This window comes from Olsenella sp. Marseille-P4559 (assembly GCF_900605015.1).
GTDB lineage: Bacteria > Actinomycetota > Coriobacteriia > Coriobacteriales > Atopobiaceae > Tractidigestivibacter.
Window position 1 is genome coordinate 473,553 of record NZ_LR027575.1, and the last position, 17,912, is coordinate 491,464.

The window sequence follows — 17,912 nt, forward strand, 5'->3', positions numbered from 1 at the left end:
CACCTACACCTACGACTGCGCCGGCGAGTCCTACGTGGCCGGCGGCCTCGAGAACGGGACCCGCTACACCTTCCTCGTGCAGGCCTACGTGGCCGGCGCCTGGTCCAGCTTCGGCGCGGACGACTACGTAACGGTATCCATCGGTGTTGGACATCCCATCATGGGTTCGCAGGAAGTATCTGAAGCTGCGATGGTTGCCAACTTTAAGAGCTCTGGATACAGCTACCCATCGGATGTGTATTCCTCTAAGGGAGCAGCAAGTATCGAAGAGTTCGTCTCTCTTCTGTGCCAAGCGGCAAACTCAGAAGGGGTGCGTCCCGAAGTTGTGTATGCTCAGGCAATGATTGAAACCGGATACCTCCAGTTTGGTGGTGCTGTCAAAGCCGAACAATGCAACTTTGGTGGGCTTGGTGCCGTGGATAGCAGTCCGACTTCCGCGAATACCTTCCCAGATGTATATACGGGCCTTCTCGCCCAGGCGCAGCACCTGAAGGCATACGCCTCGACGGATGCCGTAAACAACACGCTCGTAGACGTCCGCTTCAAGTACGTCAAGCGCGGTTCCGCCAAAACCGTAGAGAAGCTATCCGGCACATGGGCGTCGAGCGAAAGCTATGGGACCTCAATCTGCCGTATCCTCGACTCCCTAAAGTAAGGGGATGGAGCATGAAGAAGCTCGCAATTCTCGGTGCAGGCGACTTTCAAAACCCGTTGATTCTCAAGGCAGAGGAGAAGGGGTACGAAACGCATGTCTTCGCTTGGCGGAGCGGTGACATTGGCGAGAAGACCGCAGACCACTTCTATCCCGTGAGCACTGCTGAGAAAGACAAGATTCTGGACATTTGCCGCGAAATTGGCATCGACGGGATTTGTGCGATTGGCTCTGACTTCAACAACATCACGGCTACCTATATCGCCAATGAGCTTGGCCTTACGGCAAACTCTGTGGAAACGGTGGAGCGTTCCACGAACAAGCACCTTATGCGAGAGACCTTTGCACAGCATGGGGACTCTTCGCCCAAAAGCATCCTCGTGACTCCGGAGAACCGTGAGAGCGTCGATATTTCCGAGATGCGATTCCCACTCATCGTGAAGCCCACCGATAGGTCTGGTAGCCGTGGTATTACCCGCCTCGAGAAGCAAGCGGATTTGCAGTCGGCGCTCGATGATGCCTTCTCCTGCTCGTGGGAGCATGCGGCTGTGGTAGAGGAGTATGTGACTGGTGAGGAGTTCAGCGTTGAGTACATCTCGTGGAAGGGGGAGCATCACTTCCTGCAGATGACCAAGAAGTTCACGACAGGAGCTCCCCACTTCATTGAGACAGGCCACTTCGAGCCGGCGCTAATCTCAAATGAGCTTGTCGAGCGGACAAAAGCCGTTGTTTCGCATGCTCTTGATAGCCTGGGTGTCCAGTATGGTGCCTCTCATTCAGAAGTTATCATTGACCGCAGTGGGAAGCCTTGGATAGTTGAGATTGGCAGTCGCATGGGTGGTGACTGCATTGGAAGCGACCTCGTAGAGCTTTCGACGGGGATTGACTTTGTGGGCGGGGTTGCCGATGTGGCGCTCGGCCTTAAGCCAGACCTAACACCCCAGCATTCAAAGGGATTCTCGATGATTCGCTTTATTTTCTCGCAAGAGGATCTGGATGCCCTCGTGCAGGTGCAGAAGGATTGTCCGGAGCTGCTCTGCAACGTGAGCAAGATCGAGCCGTTTGATCATGCTGTCACAGACAGCTCCAATCGATTTGGCTTCTTCGTCATGCGGGGGCAGTCGCTTTCTCAACTATGGAAGTACCTGCCAATCAGGTAGTATTGCCGAGGGGCGTATCGCTGGCGTTACCAGGCTGATGACGCTTCGGGCTGGATAAGGCAGCGCGACGGAGTAACGCCTGCAAGGCATATGCCTACGAGGCCGTGGAAGCCTAGTCCAACCTGCGCTATCCTTGTGCGTGCGCGGTCGTGGGCGCGGTCCGCGAAGCATGCGATTTATCACGGAGGACAGAGCATTGCTGCCAGTCGAAGAACAGCTGAAGGTCATCACCTCGGGCACCCTGCAGATTGTGCCCCTGGACGAGCTCAAGAAGAAGCTTGGGCGCGGGGTGCCGCTCAACATCAAGCTGGGTGTCGATCCCACCAGCCCGGACCTTCACCTCGGCCATGCCGTACCCCTGCGTAAGATGCGCCAGTTCCAGGACCTGGGGCACAAGGTTACGCTTATCATCGGTAACGGCACCGCCCTTATCGGCGACCCGTCCGGCCGTGACTCCACCCGACCGCCGCTCACGGAGGAGCAGGTCGAGGCAAACGCCAAGACCTACGTGGCGCAGGCCATGAAGGTCCTCGACCCCGAGAAGACCACCATCGTGCACAACGGCGACTGGCTAAAGCCCCTGGACCTCTCCAAGATGCTCAAGCTCATGAGCCAGTTCAACGTGGCACGCATCCTCGAGCGCGAGGACTTCCACAAGCGTTACGCAAACGGCCAGTCCATCGCCCTGCACGAGTTCATCTATCCGGTGCTCCAGGCCTACGACTCCGTCGTGGTGAAGGCTGACCTCGAGATGGGCGGCAATGACCAGATCTTCAACCTTCTTGCCGGTCGCGACCTCATGCGTGCCATGGGCATGGAGCCACAGGTGGCGCTCACTGTGCCGCTGCTCGTGGGCACCGATGGCGTGAAGAAGATGTCCAAGAGCTACGGCAACTACGTTGGTCTCACCGACCCCGCTGACGACATGTATGGAAAGCTCATGTCCATCACCGACGAGCTCATCCCGCTGTACTTCCGCCTGTGCTCCACGCTTCCCGTGGACGATATCGATGCCATCGACGAGCAGTTCAAAGATAGGACGGCCGACCCGTACGCCCTCAAGCGCGAGCTTGCCCGCAACATCTGCGACCTCTACCACGGCGCGGGCGCAGGTGACGCTGCCCGGGAGGCCTTCGACGCCACGTTCAAGAAGGGCGAGGTGCCCGAGGACATCGCCGAGTTCCCGTTTTCCACGGTCCAGGTGAACGACGAGGGTAAGGTCTACCTGGCCAAGCTCCTGGTGGACGTGAGGATTGCCAGCGGCACGGGTGAGGCGCGCCGTCTCATCGACGGCGGCGGCGTCAGGATCGACGGCCAGGCCGTCGGGCCCAAGTGCTACAACGTGGATCCCTCGCTCTTCTCGGCAGGCACGGTTCTCCAGAGTGGCAAGAAGCGCTGGGCAAAGCTGGTGTAGTGCCTGCGGACGTGGTCTTTTCGCATGTATGGCGTGTCCGGCTCCGCCGAGCTTCCAAGAGTTTCAGAATGGTTCGTCCGTGGCCCGCGTCCTTTTGGGTCACGGATGAATTTTGGAGGCGAGCAATGCAAGAGGTCTTCATGCACTTCTCCAATTTTAGAGACACCCATCCCGTGCCGGAGCTCCTGGCCCCCGCAGGCGGCCCCGAGGCGTTTAACGCTGCGCTTGCAGCTGGTGCCGATGCCATCTACTGCGGACTGGGCAACAGCTTCAACGCCCGCCGCGGCGCGCACAACTTCACCGACGAGGCCTTTGGCGAAGCGTGTCGGCGCGCGCACCTTGCAGGTGCCCGCGTCTACGTGACGGTGAACGTCGCCGTTGCCACACACGAGATTCCGCAGGTGCTTGAGCTTATACGTCGTGCCTGGGTGCTGGGAGCCGATGCCTTCATCATCCAGGACTGGGGCCTTCTCGCCGAGGTTCGCCGCAGCTGGCCGCAGATTGAGTGCCACGTGTCTACGCAGGCTAACGTGCACGACGCTCGTGGCGTCGCCTGGTGCCGCGAGCTGGGCGTGGCTCGTGTGACGCTCTCACGCGAGCTCTCTTTGGACGAGATACGCACCATCGCGCGCGAAGGCGTGGAGCTGGAGGCATTTGGCCACGGCGCGCTGTGCTTCTGCTACTCGGGCGTGTGCATGATGAGCTCGCTTGCAGGCGGGCGCTCGGCCAACCGCGGCATGTGCGCACAGCCGTGCCGCCTGCCGTATGACCTGGTGGACGAGGAGGGACACGCCATCGAGGCTCCTGGTCGCACGCGCCCCCTCTGTCCCAAGGACTACTGCGTTATCGATGACCTTCCCCAGCTGCGCGATGCTGGCGTGGCGTCGCTCAAGGTCGAGGGTCGCATGAAGTCTCCGGACTATGTGTATGCCGTGACCTCTGCCTACCGCAGCGCCCTTGACGCCCTGGCAGCGGGGAACGAGGACGAGAAGGCCAGCGCCGCACGCCTCCGCACGCTGCGCCGCGTCTTCAATCGCGACTTCACGGATGCCTACCTCTGGGGCCGCTCCGGCGACGAGATGATGAGCTACGAGCGCTCCAACAACCGCGGCGAGCTGGTTGGCGAGGTTGTCTCGTCCCGCGGGCTGGAGGATACGCTCGTGCGGCGCGGCGGCTCCGACGGTGGGCGTGAGCGCATGCGGCGCCTCACCCGCGCGGACGTCGAGGTTCGCCTAGGCCAGCCAGTAGGGGAGGGTGACCTACTCGAGCTGCGGCCGGTTGAGGACCCCTCGCAGTTCCTTACGGTGCGCTCCGAGCGCGCGGCAGCCGCTGGTGAGACCATCATCTGCCGCGCTTCTCGGCCCATTCCGGCTGGCGCGGTGGTGCGCGTGATCCGCTCGCAGGCAGCGATGGACGCCGCCGCGCGCGTCTCTGGACTGGGCGTGCCGCGCCGTCGGCCCGTTACTGTAAGCGTGCGGGCGCGCCTGGGCGAACCCTTCTCGGTGACGCTTTCCTGCTCGGACGGCATGGCCTCTGCCACGGTAGAGGGCTTTGTGGTCGAGTCCGCTCGCACCAAGGCTGTGACCAGGGATGACCTCATCGAGCATGTGGGCCGCATGGGTCAGAGCCCCTTCGAGCCCGTCTCGTTTGAGGTCGAGACAGACGAGGGCGTGGGCATGGGCTTCTCGGACGTGCACAAGGTGCGCACCCAGGCATGCAAGACCCTTGAGCAGGAGATCCTTGCGCCATACGAGATGCGCGGAGAAGGCCTTGCCGTTGCCCCCTCGGCACGCGGCGTGTCCGCGCGCCTGGTGGACGTGCGCGAGAAGGCCTTGCTTGCTGCGCCGGACGCGTGGACGAGGCCCGCGCCCGAGGCCTGCGCGCTGGTGGCTACGGCCAGGGCAGCGCGCGCCGCGCTTGATGCCGGCGCCACACGCGTCTACGCGACATCGGACGCGTTGGAGGACGGGGCCGTGTGGCCCGAGGGCGTGATTCCCTGGCTCGACGAGGTGTGCCGCGAGGGCGACCACGCCCGTCTGGACCCGTGGGTGCGTGCCGGGCAGCCTGTGGGCGTGGGCAACGTCTCCGAGCTTGCGCTTGCTACGTCGCGTGGTGCTCTCGCCGAGGTGCGCGCCTGCATTCCCGTGCACAACGAGAGTTGCCTTGTGGCGCTGGAGGAGGCGGGTGCCGCTGGGCTCTGGCTCTCTCCGGAGCTTACGCTGGAGGAGGTCTGCGCGCTTGCGGGGACGGCATCGGTGCCGGTGGGGCTTGTGGTCTCCGGACGCGCGCGCGCCATGACCAGCGAGCATTGCGTGTTGCAGGCGGCTGGTCGCTGCATTCACGATTGCCCTAACTGCGAGCTGCGCCGCCGACGTCTCTCGCTGCGCGACATCGATGGCAACCTCTTGCCGGTGCGAATCGACGTGCATGGACGGTCGCATATTTGGGCAGCGCATCCGCTGGATGCAACGCCGCAGGCAGATACCCTTGTTGCGGCTGGAATCACGCGTCTTATGGCCGATGCGACGCTTCTCTCGCCCGAGGAGTGCGCGTTTGCCGTCGAGCGAGTGGTGCGCGCACTAGCGGCGGTTGCGGCTGGGAGGCGGCCTGCTCCTCGTGTGCAGGGCGCAACCTCCGGGCATCTTTTCTCGGGCATTGGGTAATATGAGACCTTGTAGCCTATCATTACACTAGGAATTCGCGACAGAGGAAATTCGCGCGAGCACAGGCGCGGGGGCACCCGCGCGGGAGGAGAGGACCATGGCAGAGAACGAGACCCCCAGCGCCGAGGGTGCCGAGAAGGGTGAGCAGACCACCGAGGCAAAGCCGGTGCTTAACCGCAAGCTGCTGTCCGAGACCATTGACATCATCCGTCAGAGCCTGCAGGCCGACGGTGGCGACGTCGCCCTTATCGACTGCACCGATGACGGTGTGGTGACGCTTGAGATGCAGGGCGCCTGCGCTGGCTGCCCACTCTCGACCTACGATATGTCCGAGGGTATCGAGCGCATCCTCAAAGAGCACGTACCGGGCGTTACACGCGTGCAACCTGCGCTTCTCTAGGCCGGGTGCCGTCCGTGTGGCTGAACGATCTCTATCATTCGCTTGATCCCGTCGCATTCACGCTCGGACCCTTCCAGGTGCGCTGGTATGGCATCGCGTACCTGGCGGGGTTCGTGTGCGCGGGGCTGGTGATTGCGCGCGTGGCCAAACGCTGGAAGCTTGACCTTGCTACCGATGACGTGCTCTCGATCATGATCGATGTTGCCGTGGGTGTCATCGTGGGTGCGCGTATCTTCTACGTGCTGTTTTACGGTGCGGGATACTACCTCGAGCATCCGCTTGAGATCTTTGCCCTCAACCAGGGGGGCATGAGCTTTCACGGCGGGCTTGTGGGCGCACTTGTCGGTGGCACCATTGCGTGCAAGCGCTGGAAGCTCTCGGTGCTCACGGTGGCCGATCTTGCCGCGATTGGCGCTCCCATCGGGCTCTTCTTTGGCCGCTGCGCCAACTTTGTGAACGGCGAGCTGTGGGGTAAGGAGACCTCGCTGCCGTGGGGCGTCACGTTTTCTTCGGGCGGCAACGTGTACCGGCATCCCTCTCAGCTCTACGAGGCGCTGCTCGAGGGTGTGGTGCTGTTCTGCGTGCTGTTCGCGCTGTCGCGGCGACGGCCGCCCCGGGCGCAGGGGACGTTCATTGGGACGTTTCTCACGCTCTACGGTGTGTTTAGGTTTCTCATCGAGTTTGTGCGGCTGCCTGATGTGCAGCTGGGATACCTTCTCGGCACCAACTGGCTCACGATGGGGCAGGTGTTGAGCCTGCCACTCATTGTGGCGGGCATCGTGGTGCTTGTGTTTGCGCGGCGGTACGACCGTTCCCAGGTGGGTCGCCTTGAGCCCGCGACAGATGACGCGGCATAGGGGCGTCTCGCTTTTCTCGCGCGCTGTGCTCTCGTGTGCGATTGTGTTGCAGTCCGTCACACATTCGGTCCCGAATGTGTGACGCGCGCTGGTCGTCACACAAACGTCGACGATTGTGTTGCGTTTCGTCACACATTCGCGAGCATCAACGCCGTAGCCGGGCGTCATCCTAGGCGGAGTTTTCGACATGACAGCGGAGGCCCTTGGATGACGGCCCTTTTTGCGCATTCCGCTCATCCACAGGTTTTCCATTTTCTGCACCAGCCCTGAGCAGGCATTTTGTGGACGGCGCCCCTTTGTGCCTTGGTGACGATAACCGTATTTCATTGTTTTGCACCCCCGTATTTCAGCGCAAACGAGACCTGCTGTCAGATGCGTGACAGCAGCGTGCGAGGTTGCTGTCGAACTTTCTTGGAAACTCGAAGTGACATTCGGCTCGCGTCCATAAGCTTGGAGCATGGCAATCTACCTTGGACATACATCAGCCCTAGAGTACTGGCGTCGCTACGACTGGCCGCCAGGCGATGCGTCTCGGCTCGTTTGCCTAGATCATCTTGGGTCAAGTTTCTCTAGGGAGCGGGAGACGAGGGCTCTCCTTCCTCCACTCTCAGGGCTTACCTTTCCCTTGCAGGTACTCGTGAATGGTTCTTCTCGTCGCACTGGCACCGCGACTGCCTGTCCTCGCTACTGGAAGTGGGGAGGGAAGTTCCTGGCTTCCGAGAATAGCGTCCTCGTCTCTTCCCCGGAGGATACATTTCTGCAGCTTGCTCACAACTTTGATGGGCTTGAGCTACTGCTTCTAGGATTCGAGCTGTGTGGCTCATACCGCTTTCCAGTTGGAGGCGGACGCGTTGCCTACGGGCGTCCGGCATGCATGACGCCAGAGGCACTGCGCCTATCGTTGGCGGGACGAGATGGAATGCGTGGCGTCAAGAAGGTTCGTTGGGCCTTGCGATATCTGCTGCCGGGTTCTGGCTCGCCGATGGAGACGGTATTGGTGCTTGTGCTCATGCTACACGTCGGGGTAGGCGGCTATGGATTCCCACCGCCTTGCCTTAACAAGCGCTGCTACATTGACGAGTTTGGAATGAAGTACTACATCCCTGATCTTTGGTGGCAAACGTGGAAGGTCATTCTTGAGTACTTTGGCGGTCCTGACCACAGCATGCCGCATGACATGGTATCGGACAACCTCCGCCGGAATGACCTTCTCGACCATGGGGAGCAGGTGCTTGTCGCGGTGCATGAGCACCTTATCAGCGACTCGAGGATGGATCATCTCGCCATGCAGCTTTCACGACAGCTTGGAACGGGGGAGATTGACATGTCACGAGAGGCAAGGGCGCGCCGCCACGAGCTGAGGGAGAGACTCTTGCGCTGGGAGGGCGGGCTCTCGCAGTAAAGGCAGAGCGTTCCGGTCTGGACTCTGGCGCTCGGCATGCTGCTTGGGCATGCGATTGTGTTGCAGGTCGTAACAGTTTCGTTGACGAATGTGTTGCGACCTGGGTGTGTCACACATTCGTGCACGAAAGCGTTGCGGGCGGTCATGCTGCGAGAACGGTGCCTTCTTCTCGTCTATACTTCTAGCCAACATTCAGACCGAGGGCACGGTTTGGGCGGCTGTGAGGCCTGCAAATGGATCCCGGTTCTACTCCGGGTCAGCAACCGGAACTGTGCTCAGTCGTGCGTGCGCCACGCAATCGCTGGTGCCGCGCGTTGAGGCTACCGTCAACACTCGACGGCCCTGCCTGCCCTCGCTGCTCCAACAGGAGCAAGGAACAGGGGGCGGGGTATGAATCCCACAGAGTCCACGACTATGGCCAATCGTCGCCTGCGCGATAGGGTCTTGGCGGGCGTCCTGTCGCTGTTGATGGCGGCATCGATGGTGCCCACCAGCGCATTGGCAGAGGCGGTCTCGGAGGTGACGCCTGCTGAGACGAGCGCGTCGACTCCAACAGAAGGCGCCGAGACTACCGCATCGGCGCCGGCGGAGACCGCCGAGACGACCGAGGCTGCCCCGGTCGAGGAGAGTGCCTCGACTGCGGTCACCGCTGCGGCCCCGGCAGCCACTGCTGCCACCGCAGTCACCATCGTTAACGTATCCCTGAGCACGACCGACAAGCTCGTGCCGGGTGACACCGTCATCGCGATGGCCAAGGGCGCAAACGGCGCGGACGTCACCTCTAACGCCGACGTGAGCTGGTCATGGTACGCGGCTAATTCGGAATACGCCACTGGCGAGAAGATCGAAGGTGCTACGGGCTCCTCGCTCACCATCACCTCCGATCTCCTGGGGAAGTACATCTACGCAAGCGCTGATGGTGGCTTTGGGGCGACCAAGAGCCCTGCAGCCGGACCTATCGCCGAGGCAGGAGCCGTCACGCTGTACAAGGTGACGGTCGATGCGTCCGGTTCCGCGAAGGTTGGCCAGACCCTTACCGCCACTGCCTACACCGGCTCCTATGCCAAGGCATCCTCTACGGATATCGTGCACTACCAATGGCAGTGGGCGTCGGCCAAGACCACCTCGGACTCCGCGTTCACGGACATCCCCGACGCCACCTCCGCCACGTTCACCATACCCCAGACGCTCACCGACGGCACGTCTCTTCTCGGCAAGTACCTGCGCGTCAAGGCGACGAGCAACAACCTTGTGGTCTTTACAAGCGTTCCGTCTAACTACGGAGCCTCTTCGCAAGACCCCGTGGGACCCGTGGCGCTTGCCGGTGGCTACGACGTCTCGAGCGTGAAGCTCTCCTCCACGACCACAAACGCTCAGGTAGGCGCGACGCTTACGGCGAAGCCCCAGTACGAGAAGGCAAGCAGCTGGGGTTCGTACGAGACAGACCTTCCCTCGGACGCCAGGCTTACGTGCACCTGGTACGTTGCGGATGATGCAGCGGGCACCAACGCCCGAGAGCTCACGGCTGCAGACGGCGCCAACGGGACCTCGCTCGAGCTCTCCTCGCCGCTCGAGGGCAAGTACGTGTGGGTCACCTGCAGCTCCCTCATGGCATCGGCCTCAAGCGAGAAGACCCTGGTCAAGGCTACGGGAGCCTACGACCTGCACCACGTCGTGCTCTCGCCCTCCTCGGGCACGCTGATTGCTGGCGACACCGCAAAGGCCACGGTCTATGCATCGCAGCTTTCGGGCAGCAACGCGGATGTGACCGGCAAGGACGGCGTCAACCTGCAGTGGTATGTCGCGGCACGTGCCGACGCGCCGTCGGCAGAGTGGCAGCCGCTTGTCGGCTGCACGTCTGCCAGCCTGCAGGTTCCGGCGGCCGCGGCAGGCAAGTACCTTAAGGTCACAGCGACGAGCGGTACCACTTCCGTCTCTGGGGGCTTCGCCCAGCAGGTCGTGAGCGGAGACTCGCTCGCGGGGGCCACCACGCGCCTCCAAAACGAGAACTGGCGCCCCTCTCTCACGTACGGCACGGATACCAACATCAACGACGTGCTTCTCGCCAAGCTGGCGAAGGACGGCGTTGACACCACAGGTCTCACTGTGCGCGTGAGCAGCGTGTCCTTCTCGGGCGCTAACGCTAGTGCAAAGGTGGGAATCTCCTCTGCAGACGCCGACAACGGCACCATAACGTACTTCTCGTGTGACACCGACAAGGTCTCAAGTTGGAGCATCTCGTCGCTCCAGACGGTGAAGTCGATCGAGTTCACGCTCACCCGCGGCGACGAGACCGTGACGTATAATCCCAGCCGCACCTTCCAGGTGCCCTGGGACGAGGATGCCGCACGCTCCATCCTGCAGAAGAAGGTCGATGCCATCGCGCTTGGCTTTGCGGACGGCGACTCCGCGGCCTCGGTGACGCAGCCTGTCACGCTGCCTGCAAGCCTCAACGGCGCCCGGGCTTCGTGGGCCTCAAATGACAGCTCCGTGTCCGTAACCGGTGAGAGCTGGGACAGTTCGCTCACCGCCACGGTCACGCGCGGCTCTGCAGACAAGTCTGTGACCCTTGCGGCCACCGTCTCCTTCACCGGTTATGGCATGCCAGACGTCACGGTTACCAAAGACTTCCCGATTACCGTCAAGGCGGACCCCGAGGCGGTGGCCGCTGCCAAGGCAGGCCTCGGGGCCAGGCTCGAGGCGGGCTTCACCTACGACAAGGTGACGGCCTTCTCTACTGGTGATGCGGTTGACCACGCGGCCGTCTCCACGGACCTGCAGCTTCCCACGACGCGCACGCTGGGCGTTGATGGCAAGCACAACTCGGTTTCCTACAGCAGCGGCGATGCCCTGGTCATCCCCAACGGATATCGCGCGACGGTGGTTCGCCCGCTTGGTGCGTCACGTACCGTGACCCTGACCTGTACGATTACCGACAAGTCCAACCCCGAGATCACGGCGAGCAAGTCCCTGGAGTTCACGCTTCTGCCCATAAGCGAGCAGGACATTGACACGGCGGTCTCGCTCATGGAGAAGGCCAAGGCAGGATATGCCGAAGCGCTTCTCGACGGGCAGGACCCAAGCGACATTGCGGCAGGCCTTCACGCCTTCCTCGGCGCCTATGAGAACGAGTCTGGTGACCTTGCGTGGGCGCGCGACCGTGCAACGCAGTCGGCGCACCCCGGCATCGTGGCAGTTGAGCTGCCCGGCTATGACGCGATGGCCGGTATGGCCTGGCGTACGTTCAGATCGAGCCGTCCGGACATCATCTCGAACGAGGTTCTCGCCTACACCAAGCCCACGGACACCACGCGGGTGACCATCACCTCGCGCCTTTCCGACGAGCGCTACCAGGCCTACTATGCCTACTACAAGGATGACCCTACGGTAAGCGACCAGCTCAAGGCCAAGCTGGCAAGCCTCGTGGACCAGGACGTCTCGGCCACGTTCACGATCAAGGGCACCTCTGGCGAGGACGCACCCGAGAGCATCACAGCAAGCTGCTCGGTCATCGGTCCCAGCGCTTCCGGTGAGAACACCTCGTGGGCACCTGAGACCTCTCTCGCGGTTGAGCCTGGCACCACTGCGGCGGAGCTCACGAAGAGGGTCCTCGACGCCAACGGCATCACCTACGACAGCGACCTCTACACCTTCACCAAGGATGGCAGCCCGGTCGGCTATAACGCTGCCACCAACACGTGGTGGCAGCTCTTCATCAACGGCAAGTCCGCCAGCGTCATGGCCTCGAACTACATCCTCAAGGAAGGCGACAAGGTCGTCTGGTACTACTCGAAGTGGGGAGACTCCCTTCCTGGCCAGGTCACCGGGTCGGTCAAGGTCATCGGGAAGGACGCCTCTGGCAACGATCAGGTCTGGGCCACCACAACCTCGCTGACGCTCGTCAATGGCTCGACGGCCGCCGACCTCTCCGAGGCAGTGTTTGCCGAGAAGAGCCTCGTCCACAAGTCATCGGCAACTGCGGGCTACTACCTGAGCAGCATCACCTCGCCGCATGACGGACGCACGCTTGGCTGGGACAGCTCAACGAAGAGGTACTGGCAGCTGTTTGTAAACGGCAGGCTCTCCGACAAGGGCGCCGGCTCGGTTGCCATCGCCGATGGCGACGAGGTCGTGTGGTACTACGCGGCCGACGGAGACTCGCTGCCCGCGAGCGACGCCGTGGTTCTTGACCCCACAGCCGCGCGTCCCACAGACCTGCTTGCAGATTGGGCAGGCTACAAGGGCAATGACGGCACGGGTGTGGTGCGCGGGCTGGCTACTCCCATACCGGGTTCTGGCACGTATGCCAAGCTCGACTGGGCGCAGTCGCGTTCTGTGACGTCCATGTTCGTCAACGCGAGCGACGCAATCATTGTGAACGGGGACGTCTACGACGCTGCGCAGAAGCAGCTCTACCGGCGCGATGCCTCGACGGGCGTGGTGCTTGCAGAGGCTCGCCTCGCAGAGACTGTTGACTCTACAGCGCGTCTGCAATACACCGACGGACTCATCCTGGTGCCGCTCCACAACGGTCGCATCCAGGCCCTTACCGCCGACAAGCTCACAACGGTCTGGATCTCTGAGGCGCTCCCGGCCTCGACGAGCTCGAGCGGCGCAAGCGTTGAGCAGCAGACGCTCTCCTCGATTACCGTGCATGACGGGCATGCGTACTTCTCGACCGTTGCCCCTGAGGGCGCAGACTCGTGCGGCGGCTACGTTGCCTGCGTGAGCCTAAAGGACGGTAGCCTTGTATGGAAGCGCGAGAACAGCGAGAGCGTTGGCTACTACTGGACGGGCGTGACGGCTACTAGTGCGGGAATGCTCACGGCCGACGATGCCGGCAACGTGTACCTTCTCGACGCCATGACGGGCAATGTGGTCTCTTCTCTCTCACTTGGCACGCGCTGCCGTGCGCAGATCGTGATGAGCGGGAATACGGCATACGCGGTCACGACTGATGGCGCACTGCATGAAATCTTCCTGGGCGCCGACGGCTCGCTGACGGCTGGGCGCAGCCTGACGTTTGGCTCTTTCTCTACGTCGACACCTACCATCTGCGATGGCAAGATGTACGTAGGCGGCTCCTCTGCGGGAGACCTTACCCGCGGCGCGCTCTTCGTGATTGACCTTGCCTCCTGGAGGGTGGAGCACGAGGTCCTGGTTCCCACTACCGAGGTGAAGGGCCAGGTGGGAACCGGTGACGTCAAGAGCGCCCCTCTGGTGAACGTTGTCGCGGATGGCAATACGTACGTGTACTTCACCTGCAACGGTGCGCCTGGTGGCGCATACGCCTACCGACTGGGCGACACCAAGGCAACCACGCTCTTCAGGCCTGCCCAGGAGCTATGGCAGTACTGCATGAGCTCCATCGCATGTGACGCCAAGGGCAACCTATACTTCTACAACGACTCCGGATACCTCTTCAAGCTTGATGCCGGCCTTACGGTGCCGGTGTCTCCGGAGCCCTCTGGAGACGAGACTGACGAGCAGCAAGATGTCCAGCCTCCTGCCAGCGGCGTGCCCAATGGCGGCAAGAATCCGGTCGGCAAGGGCACCCCCCAAACGCCTGCATCCGCCAAGGACACTTCCGCAAGCGGCACCGCTCAGGCATCCGAGGAGTCGCTTCTCGGTGGCTTCTCGTCTACGAGCGTGACGTCGACCTCGACCGCCACCACGGGCGTAGGCGACACCTCTACCGGCTTGCCTGGGCAGGGTCTCTCGGCGGAGTCCCTCTTCAACCTTCCCATCTGGCCCATCGTGGGAACCTGCGTCGGCCTTGCCGCGCTCTTCCTGCTTGCCGTCACGCGTCGTCGAGAGGGCGACGAGGATGCCGATGGGAGGCGCAGCTAGATGACAGAACGTGACAAGGAGGAAGTGCGGATGGGTGCCGGCAGGAAGACCGTCCGCGCTGTCGTCGCAGCGCTGGCCGTTGTGCTCGTGGTCTTCTGCGTGTGGGCGATGTCCGTCTACGTGCAGGGTGGTGACCCCCTTGCATGGGCCAACGCGTCTGGTGCGCTTCGGACCACGGCAGACGAGACCGTGCAGGAGGCATCGGACAGCGAGCAGCCTGCCGTGGGTGATGCCACGGCCACCACGCTGACGGCAGATGACATCATACAGGCTCTGACCTCGCTTTCGTTTGATGGCAAGGACGTTTCTCTCGGCAAGGACGATGCCAAGGTGGTCCTCTCCTCCGAGGGCATCTGGGTTGAGGAGGCAAGCTCCGCCGACGCCCAGGACATGGTGGAGAAGACCTCCCAACGCGCGGCGGCGCTGTCCTTGTGGGCAGCAAGCAGGGGTGCCAGCCTGCGAGTCACCTGGATCTGCGAGGACGGGGCCGGCGCCGTTCGCATGGCCCTCGCCATGGCGGCGGGCACCACACCAACCTCGGGAGGCACCGCGCAGATTCTCTCGGCTGCCGAGGGGTATCGCATCTCGGGTGACGCGTACGCCAAGCTCGAAGATGCTACCATACCGCAGTCCGCCGGCACAGACCCGCTGCTGCCGGATGGCACCAGAATTTCCGTTGAGGGCGGCGTAACGTCTGGGGGCGAGAACCTCTCGTCTCAGGACGTCTCCAGCCGTCAGGAAACGGTCAACTCGGGTACCGCAGCCACATCCGGTGACACCTCGTCCGGCAGAGGCTCTGCGGGGTCCGGTACCAGCCCTACGGGTTCGCCTTCTGACTCCTCGGCCAGCCAGGACGCAAAGATCCACGTGAGTGTGACCATCAACGCGTCTGCCGACGGCGGCTCGGCCCAGTCCTACTCCGTCTCGCTTGCCCCGGGGTCCTCTGCCTATGACGCGCTTCTCGCCACAGGTGCCAGCGTGAATGCACGCGATACGGTCTACGGCACATACGTTGCCGCCATCGATGGCTATGCCGAGAAGGACCAAGGCGGTGCGAGCGGCTGGAAGTACGCAGTTAACGGCAGCTACCCCGGCTACTCGGCAGCCAACTGCACGCTTTCGGATGGCGATACGGTGACGTGGGTCTACGTCACGTCGTCATAGTGCCAGGAAGGTACGTCATACTCTTCCCATGCTTACCATGCGAGACACACATACCGCGTTCGACATCTGTCACCCTGTCGTGCCCGCGACGTACTTCGCCGCGACCATCCTCATCGCAATCTTCGCGATGCAGCCCGTCTGTGTGGGCATCTCGCTTGTCGGAGCGCTTGCGTTCTCGTTTGCTGCCCGGGGCTGGCGCCGCACGCTTGGCGGGCTTTGCTGGCAGTTGCCCATGGTGGCGCTCGTTGCCGTGGCCAATCCGCTCTTCTCGGCATCGGGGTCCACGCTTGTTGCCTACCTTGGGCCCATGGCCATCTACCGGGAGAGCATTGCCTACGGCGCATGCGCTGGCATCCTTCTCGTCGCGGTTGTCCTATGGTTCGAGGACGCTGCCTGCGTGCTCACGCAGGACCGTCTGCTCCAGCTGGGTGCCCGAGCGCTCCCAACGGTGACCCTGGTGACCTCGATGGCCGCCCAGATGGTGCCGCAGCTCTTGCGCAGGTCAGAGACCGTACGTGCTGCGACGCTCGCCACCACGGCGGCAGCACCAGCGGGCTCGCGCGAGCGTGGCGTGCGCATTGCCGACCAACTCATGAGCTGGTCGATGGAGGACTCGATCGAGCGCTCCGATGCCATGCGGGCGCGTGGGTGGGGTGCCAGGGAGCATCGCAGCTGTTACCTGCCGGATGCCTTCCGCACCTCTGACGCGCTCTCGCTCTGTGGCATTGCAGCGCTGGCAGCCGCGAGCGCATTTCTCGTCTACGTGGCCTGCTCCCAGTGGCATTTCTATCCCACCATGCCTCGGCTTGTCGCCTGGTGGGGCTATGCCCCCTATGTCGTGCTGGGACTCCTCCCTACGGCGCTCGACCTGGGACAACGCGCAAGGTGGGAGAGGCTTGCATGAACGCGCTCGAGTTTGGGGACGTGAGCTTCACCTACCCTGCCACCGATACGGAGCCGCATCCGGCACCCGTGCTCGAGCATGTCTCGCTTGCCGTTCCCGAAGGTGCGTTTGCACTGCTCACAGGGGGTACCGGCTCCGGCAAGTCAACGCTTTTGCGCCTGGCCAAGCCAGAGGTTGCTCCCACGGGAACGCTTGTCGGCAACGTGCTCGAATTTGGGAAGGACGTTCGATCGCTCTTGCCGATTGAATCGGCGCAGGCCGTGGGCCTCGTCTTCCAGAGTCCCGACAGCCAGATTGTGTGCGACACCGTGTGGCACGAGATGGCCTTCGGCCTGGAGAACCTGGGGACGCCTGTGCCCGAGATGCGCCGCCGCGTGGCCGAGACCTGCATGTTCTTTGGCATGGAGCCGTGGTTTCGTCGGCAGACGACGAGTCTTTCCGGCGGGCAGCGCCAGATGCTCGCGCTTGCGGCCACGCTTGCCATGCGCCCGCGCCTGTTGCTTCTGGACGAGCCCACCTCCATGCTCGACCCGGTTGCCGAGAAGGACTTTCTCGCCATGCTCTTTAGGGCAAATCGCGAGCTTGGGGTGACCGTCGTGGTGGCAACCCATGCTCCTGCGCCCATGCGCGATGTGGCTACGTGCGCCTTTCGCATGGAGGAAGGTCGTGTGCGCGAGCTTTCCCTGGACGAGGCCGTAGCCGCTTGTGCATTTAGGCCGGAGAGCATCCGGCAGGCAACGCCTGTTGCCGCGCGAGCTGTTGCCGCGCGAGCGACATCACGTCCCGCACTTTCCCTTTGCGACGCGTGGTTTCGCTACGAGCGCAAGGCCGACTGGGTTCTGCGCGGCCTTGACCTCGGGGCGCCCGAAGGCCAGGTCACGGCCATCGTGGGTGGCAATGGCTCCGGAAAGACGACGCTCTTGCAGCTTGCGTGCGCCTCGCTGACGCCGCAGCGCGGTCGCATTTCGCGTCCGCATGCTACCTCGCAGGCGTACTTGCCACAGAGTCCGCGCGCAATCCTCTCGGCGCAGACCGTTCGCGATGAGCTCATGCTCTGGTCAAAGGGCGTTGGCTATGGGGAGGCCGACGTCACGGCCATGATGGGGCGGCTCGGGCTTGCAGGCGTGGCGGCGAGAAACCCGCTCGACCTTTCCGGTGGCCAGCAGCAGCTTGTTGCCTTCGGCAAGATGCTGCTGGCCCAGCCGGACCTGCTCATCTTGGACGAGCCTACCAAGGGCCTTGACGCTGCGGCACGAACCAAGCTCGCGCTTCTCGTCCAAGACTTGCGCAAAGAGGGGAAAAGTGTCCTCCTTGCCACGCATGACCTTGCGTTTGTCGCGGCCGCGGCAGATTCGGTGTCGCTGCTCTTTGATGGGGCCGTCACCTGCACAGAAAGACCCGACGAGTTTCTCGCCGGGTCCTGGCTGTACCACGCGTAAGGCGCGG

The 17,912-nt window shown here is 62.8% G+C and carries 11 protein-coding genes; all 11 read left to right on the forward strand.

All coding sequences use genetic code 11. The annotated features are described in order from the left end of the window. A partial coding sequence (locus E0E00_RS13680; protein ID WP_207302776.1) for a glucosaminidase domain-containing protein occupies positions 1 to 655 on the forward strand: 655 nt, incomplete at its 5' end. An 11-nt stretch (positions 656 to 666) separates the two neighbouring features. Further along, positions 667 to 1,812, forward strand: a complete 1,146-nt coding sequence (locus E0E00_RS13685) for an acetyl-CoA carboxylase biotin carboxylase subunit family protein (RefSeq protein ID WP_130813080.1) — start codon at positions 667 to 669, stop codon at positions 1,810 to 1,812. Between the two features lie 196 nt (positions 1,813 to 2,008). Next, a complete protein-coding gene (gene tyrS, locus E0E00_RS13690) occupies positions 2,009 to 3,226 on the forward strand; it encodes a tyrosine--tRNA ligase (RefSeq protein WP_130813081.1) in 1,218 nt (405 codons plus the stop codon). Between the two features lie 125 nt (positions 3,227 to 3,351). Beyond that, a complete protein-coding gene (locus E0E00_RS13695; protein WP_242622285.1) occupies positions 3,352 to 5,889 on the forward strand; it encodes a U32 family peptidase in 2,538 nt (845 codons plus the stop codon). 97 nt (positions 5,890 to 5,986) lie between these two features. Then, the gene (locus E0E00_RS13700; RefSeq protein ID WP_130813082.1) at positions 5,987 to 6,289 is read left to right on the forward strand and encodes a NifU family protein; all 303 of its coding nucleotides are present in this window, start codon (positions 5,987 to 5,989) and stop codon (positions 6,287 to 6,289) included. Between the two features lie 14 nt (positions 6,290 to 6,303). Continuing rightward, positions 6,304 to 7,146 (forward strand): prolipoprotein diacylglyceryl transferase, encoded by an 843-nt coding sequence (gene lgt, locus E0E00_RS13705; protein ID WP_130813083.1) that lies wholly within the window; start codon positions 6,304 to 6,306, stop codon positions 7,144 to 7,146. Positions 7,147 to 8,065: 919 nt separating this feature from the next. Then, the gene (locus E0E00_RS13710) at positions 8,066 to 8,548 is read left to right on the forward strand and encodes a hypothetical protein (RefSeq protein WP_130813084.1); all 483 of its coding nucleotides are present in this window, start codon (positions 8,066 to 8,068) and stop codon (positions 8,546 to 8,548) included. Between the two features lie 390 nt (positions 8,549 to 8,938). Then, positions 8,939 to 14,398, forward strand: coding sequence for a DUF4430 domain-containing protein (locus E0E00_RS13715; protein WP_130813085.1), 5,460 nt, complete (start codon positions 8,939 to 8,941; stop codon positions 14,396 to 14,398). Beyond that, on the forward strand, positions 14,399 to 15,562 hold the full coding sequence (locus E0E00_RS13720; protein ID WP_130813086.1) for a DUF4430 domain-containing protein: 1,164 nt from the start codon (positions 14,399 to 14,401) through the stop codon (positions 15,560 to 15,562). It abuts the gene before it with no gap. Between the two features lie 37 nt (positions 15,563 to 15,599). Further along, complete coding sequence (locus E0E00_RS13725; RefSeq protein WP_130813087.1) at positions 15,600 to 16,466, forward strand: energy-coupling factor transporter transmembrane protein EcfT; 867 nt, start codon at positions 15,600 to 15,602, stop codon at positions 16,464 to 16,466. Beyond that, positions 16,463 to 17,905, forward strand: coding sequence for an ABC transporter ATP-binding protein (locus E0E00_RS14480; RefSeq protein ID WP_165443713.1), 1,443 nt, complete (start codon positions 16,463 to 16,465; stop codon positions 17,903 to 17,905). Before E0E00_RS13725 ends, E0E00_RS14480 begins: the two co-directional genes overlap by 4 nt. Positions 17,906 to 17,912 lie beyond the last annotated feature (7 nt).

Excerpts from the sequence above, each read along its gene's own strand:
- E0E00_RS13710 (WP_130813084.1), top strand. The coding sequence starts at position 8,066 with ATGCGTGGCGTCAAGAAGGTTCGTTGGGCCTTGCGATATCTGCTGCCG.
- E0E00_RS13700 (WP_130813082.1), top strand. The coding sequence starts at position 5,987 with ATGGCAGAGAACGAGACCCCCAGCGCCGAGGGTGCCGAGAAGGGTGAG.
- E0E00_RS13685 (WP_130813080.1), top strand. The coding sequence starts at position 667 with ATGAAGAAGCTCGCAATTCTCGGTGCAGGCGACTTTCAAAACCCGTTG.
- E0E00_RS13720 (WP_130813086.1), top strand. The coding sequence starts at position 14,399 with ATGACAGAACGTGACAAGGAGGAAGTGCGGATGGGTGCCGGCAGGAAG.
- E0E00_RS13695 (WP_242622285.1), top strand. The coding sequence starts at position 3,352 with ATGCAAGAGGTCTTCATGCACTTCTCCAATTTTAGAGACACCCATCCC.
- E0E00_RS14480 (WP_165443713.1), top strand. The coding sequence starts at position 16,463 with ATGAACGCGCTCGAGTTTGGGGACGTGAGCTTCACCTACCCTGCCACC.
- E0E00_RS13725 (WP_130813087.1), top strand. The coding sequence starts at position 15,600 with ATGCGAGACACACATACCGCGTTCGACATCTGTCACCCTGTCGTGCCC.
- E0E00_RS13715 (WP_130813085.1), top strand. The coding sequence starts at position 8,939 with ATGAATCCCACAGAGTCCACGACTATGGCCAATCGTCGCCTGCGCGAT.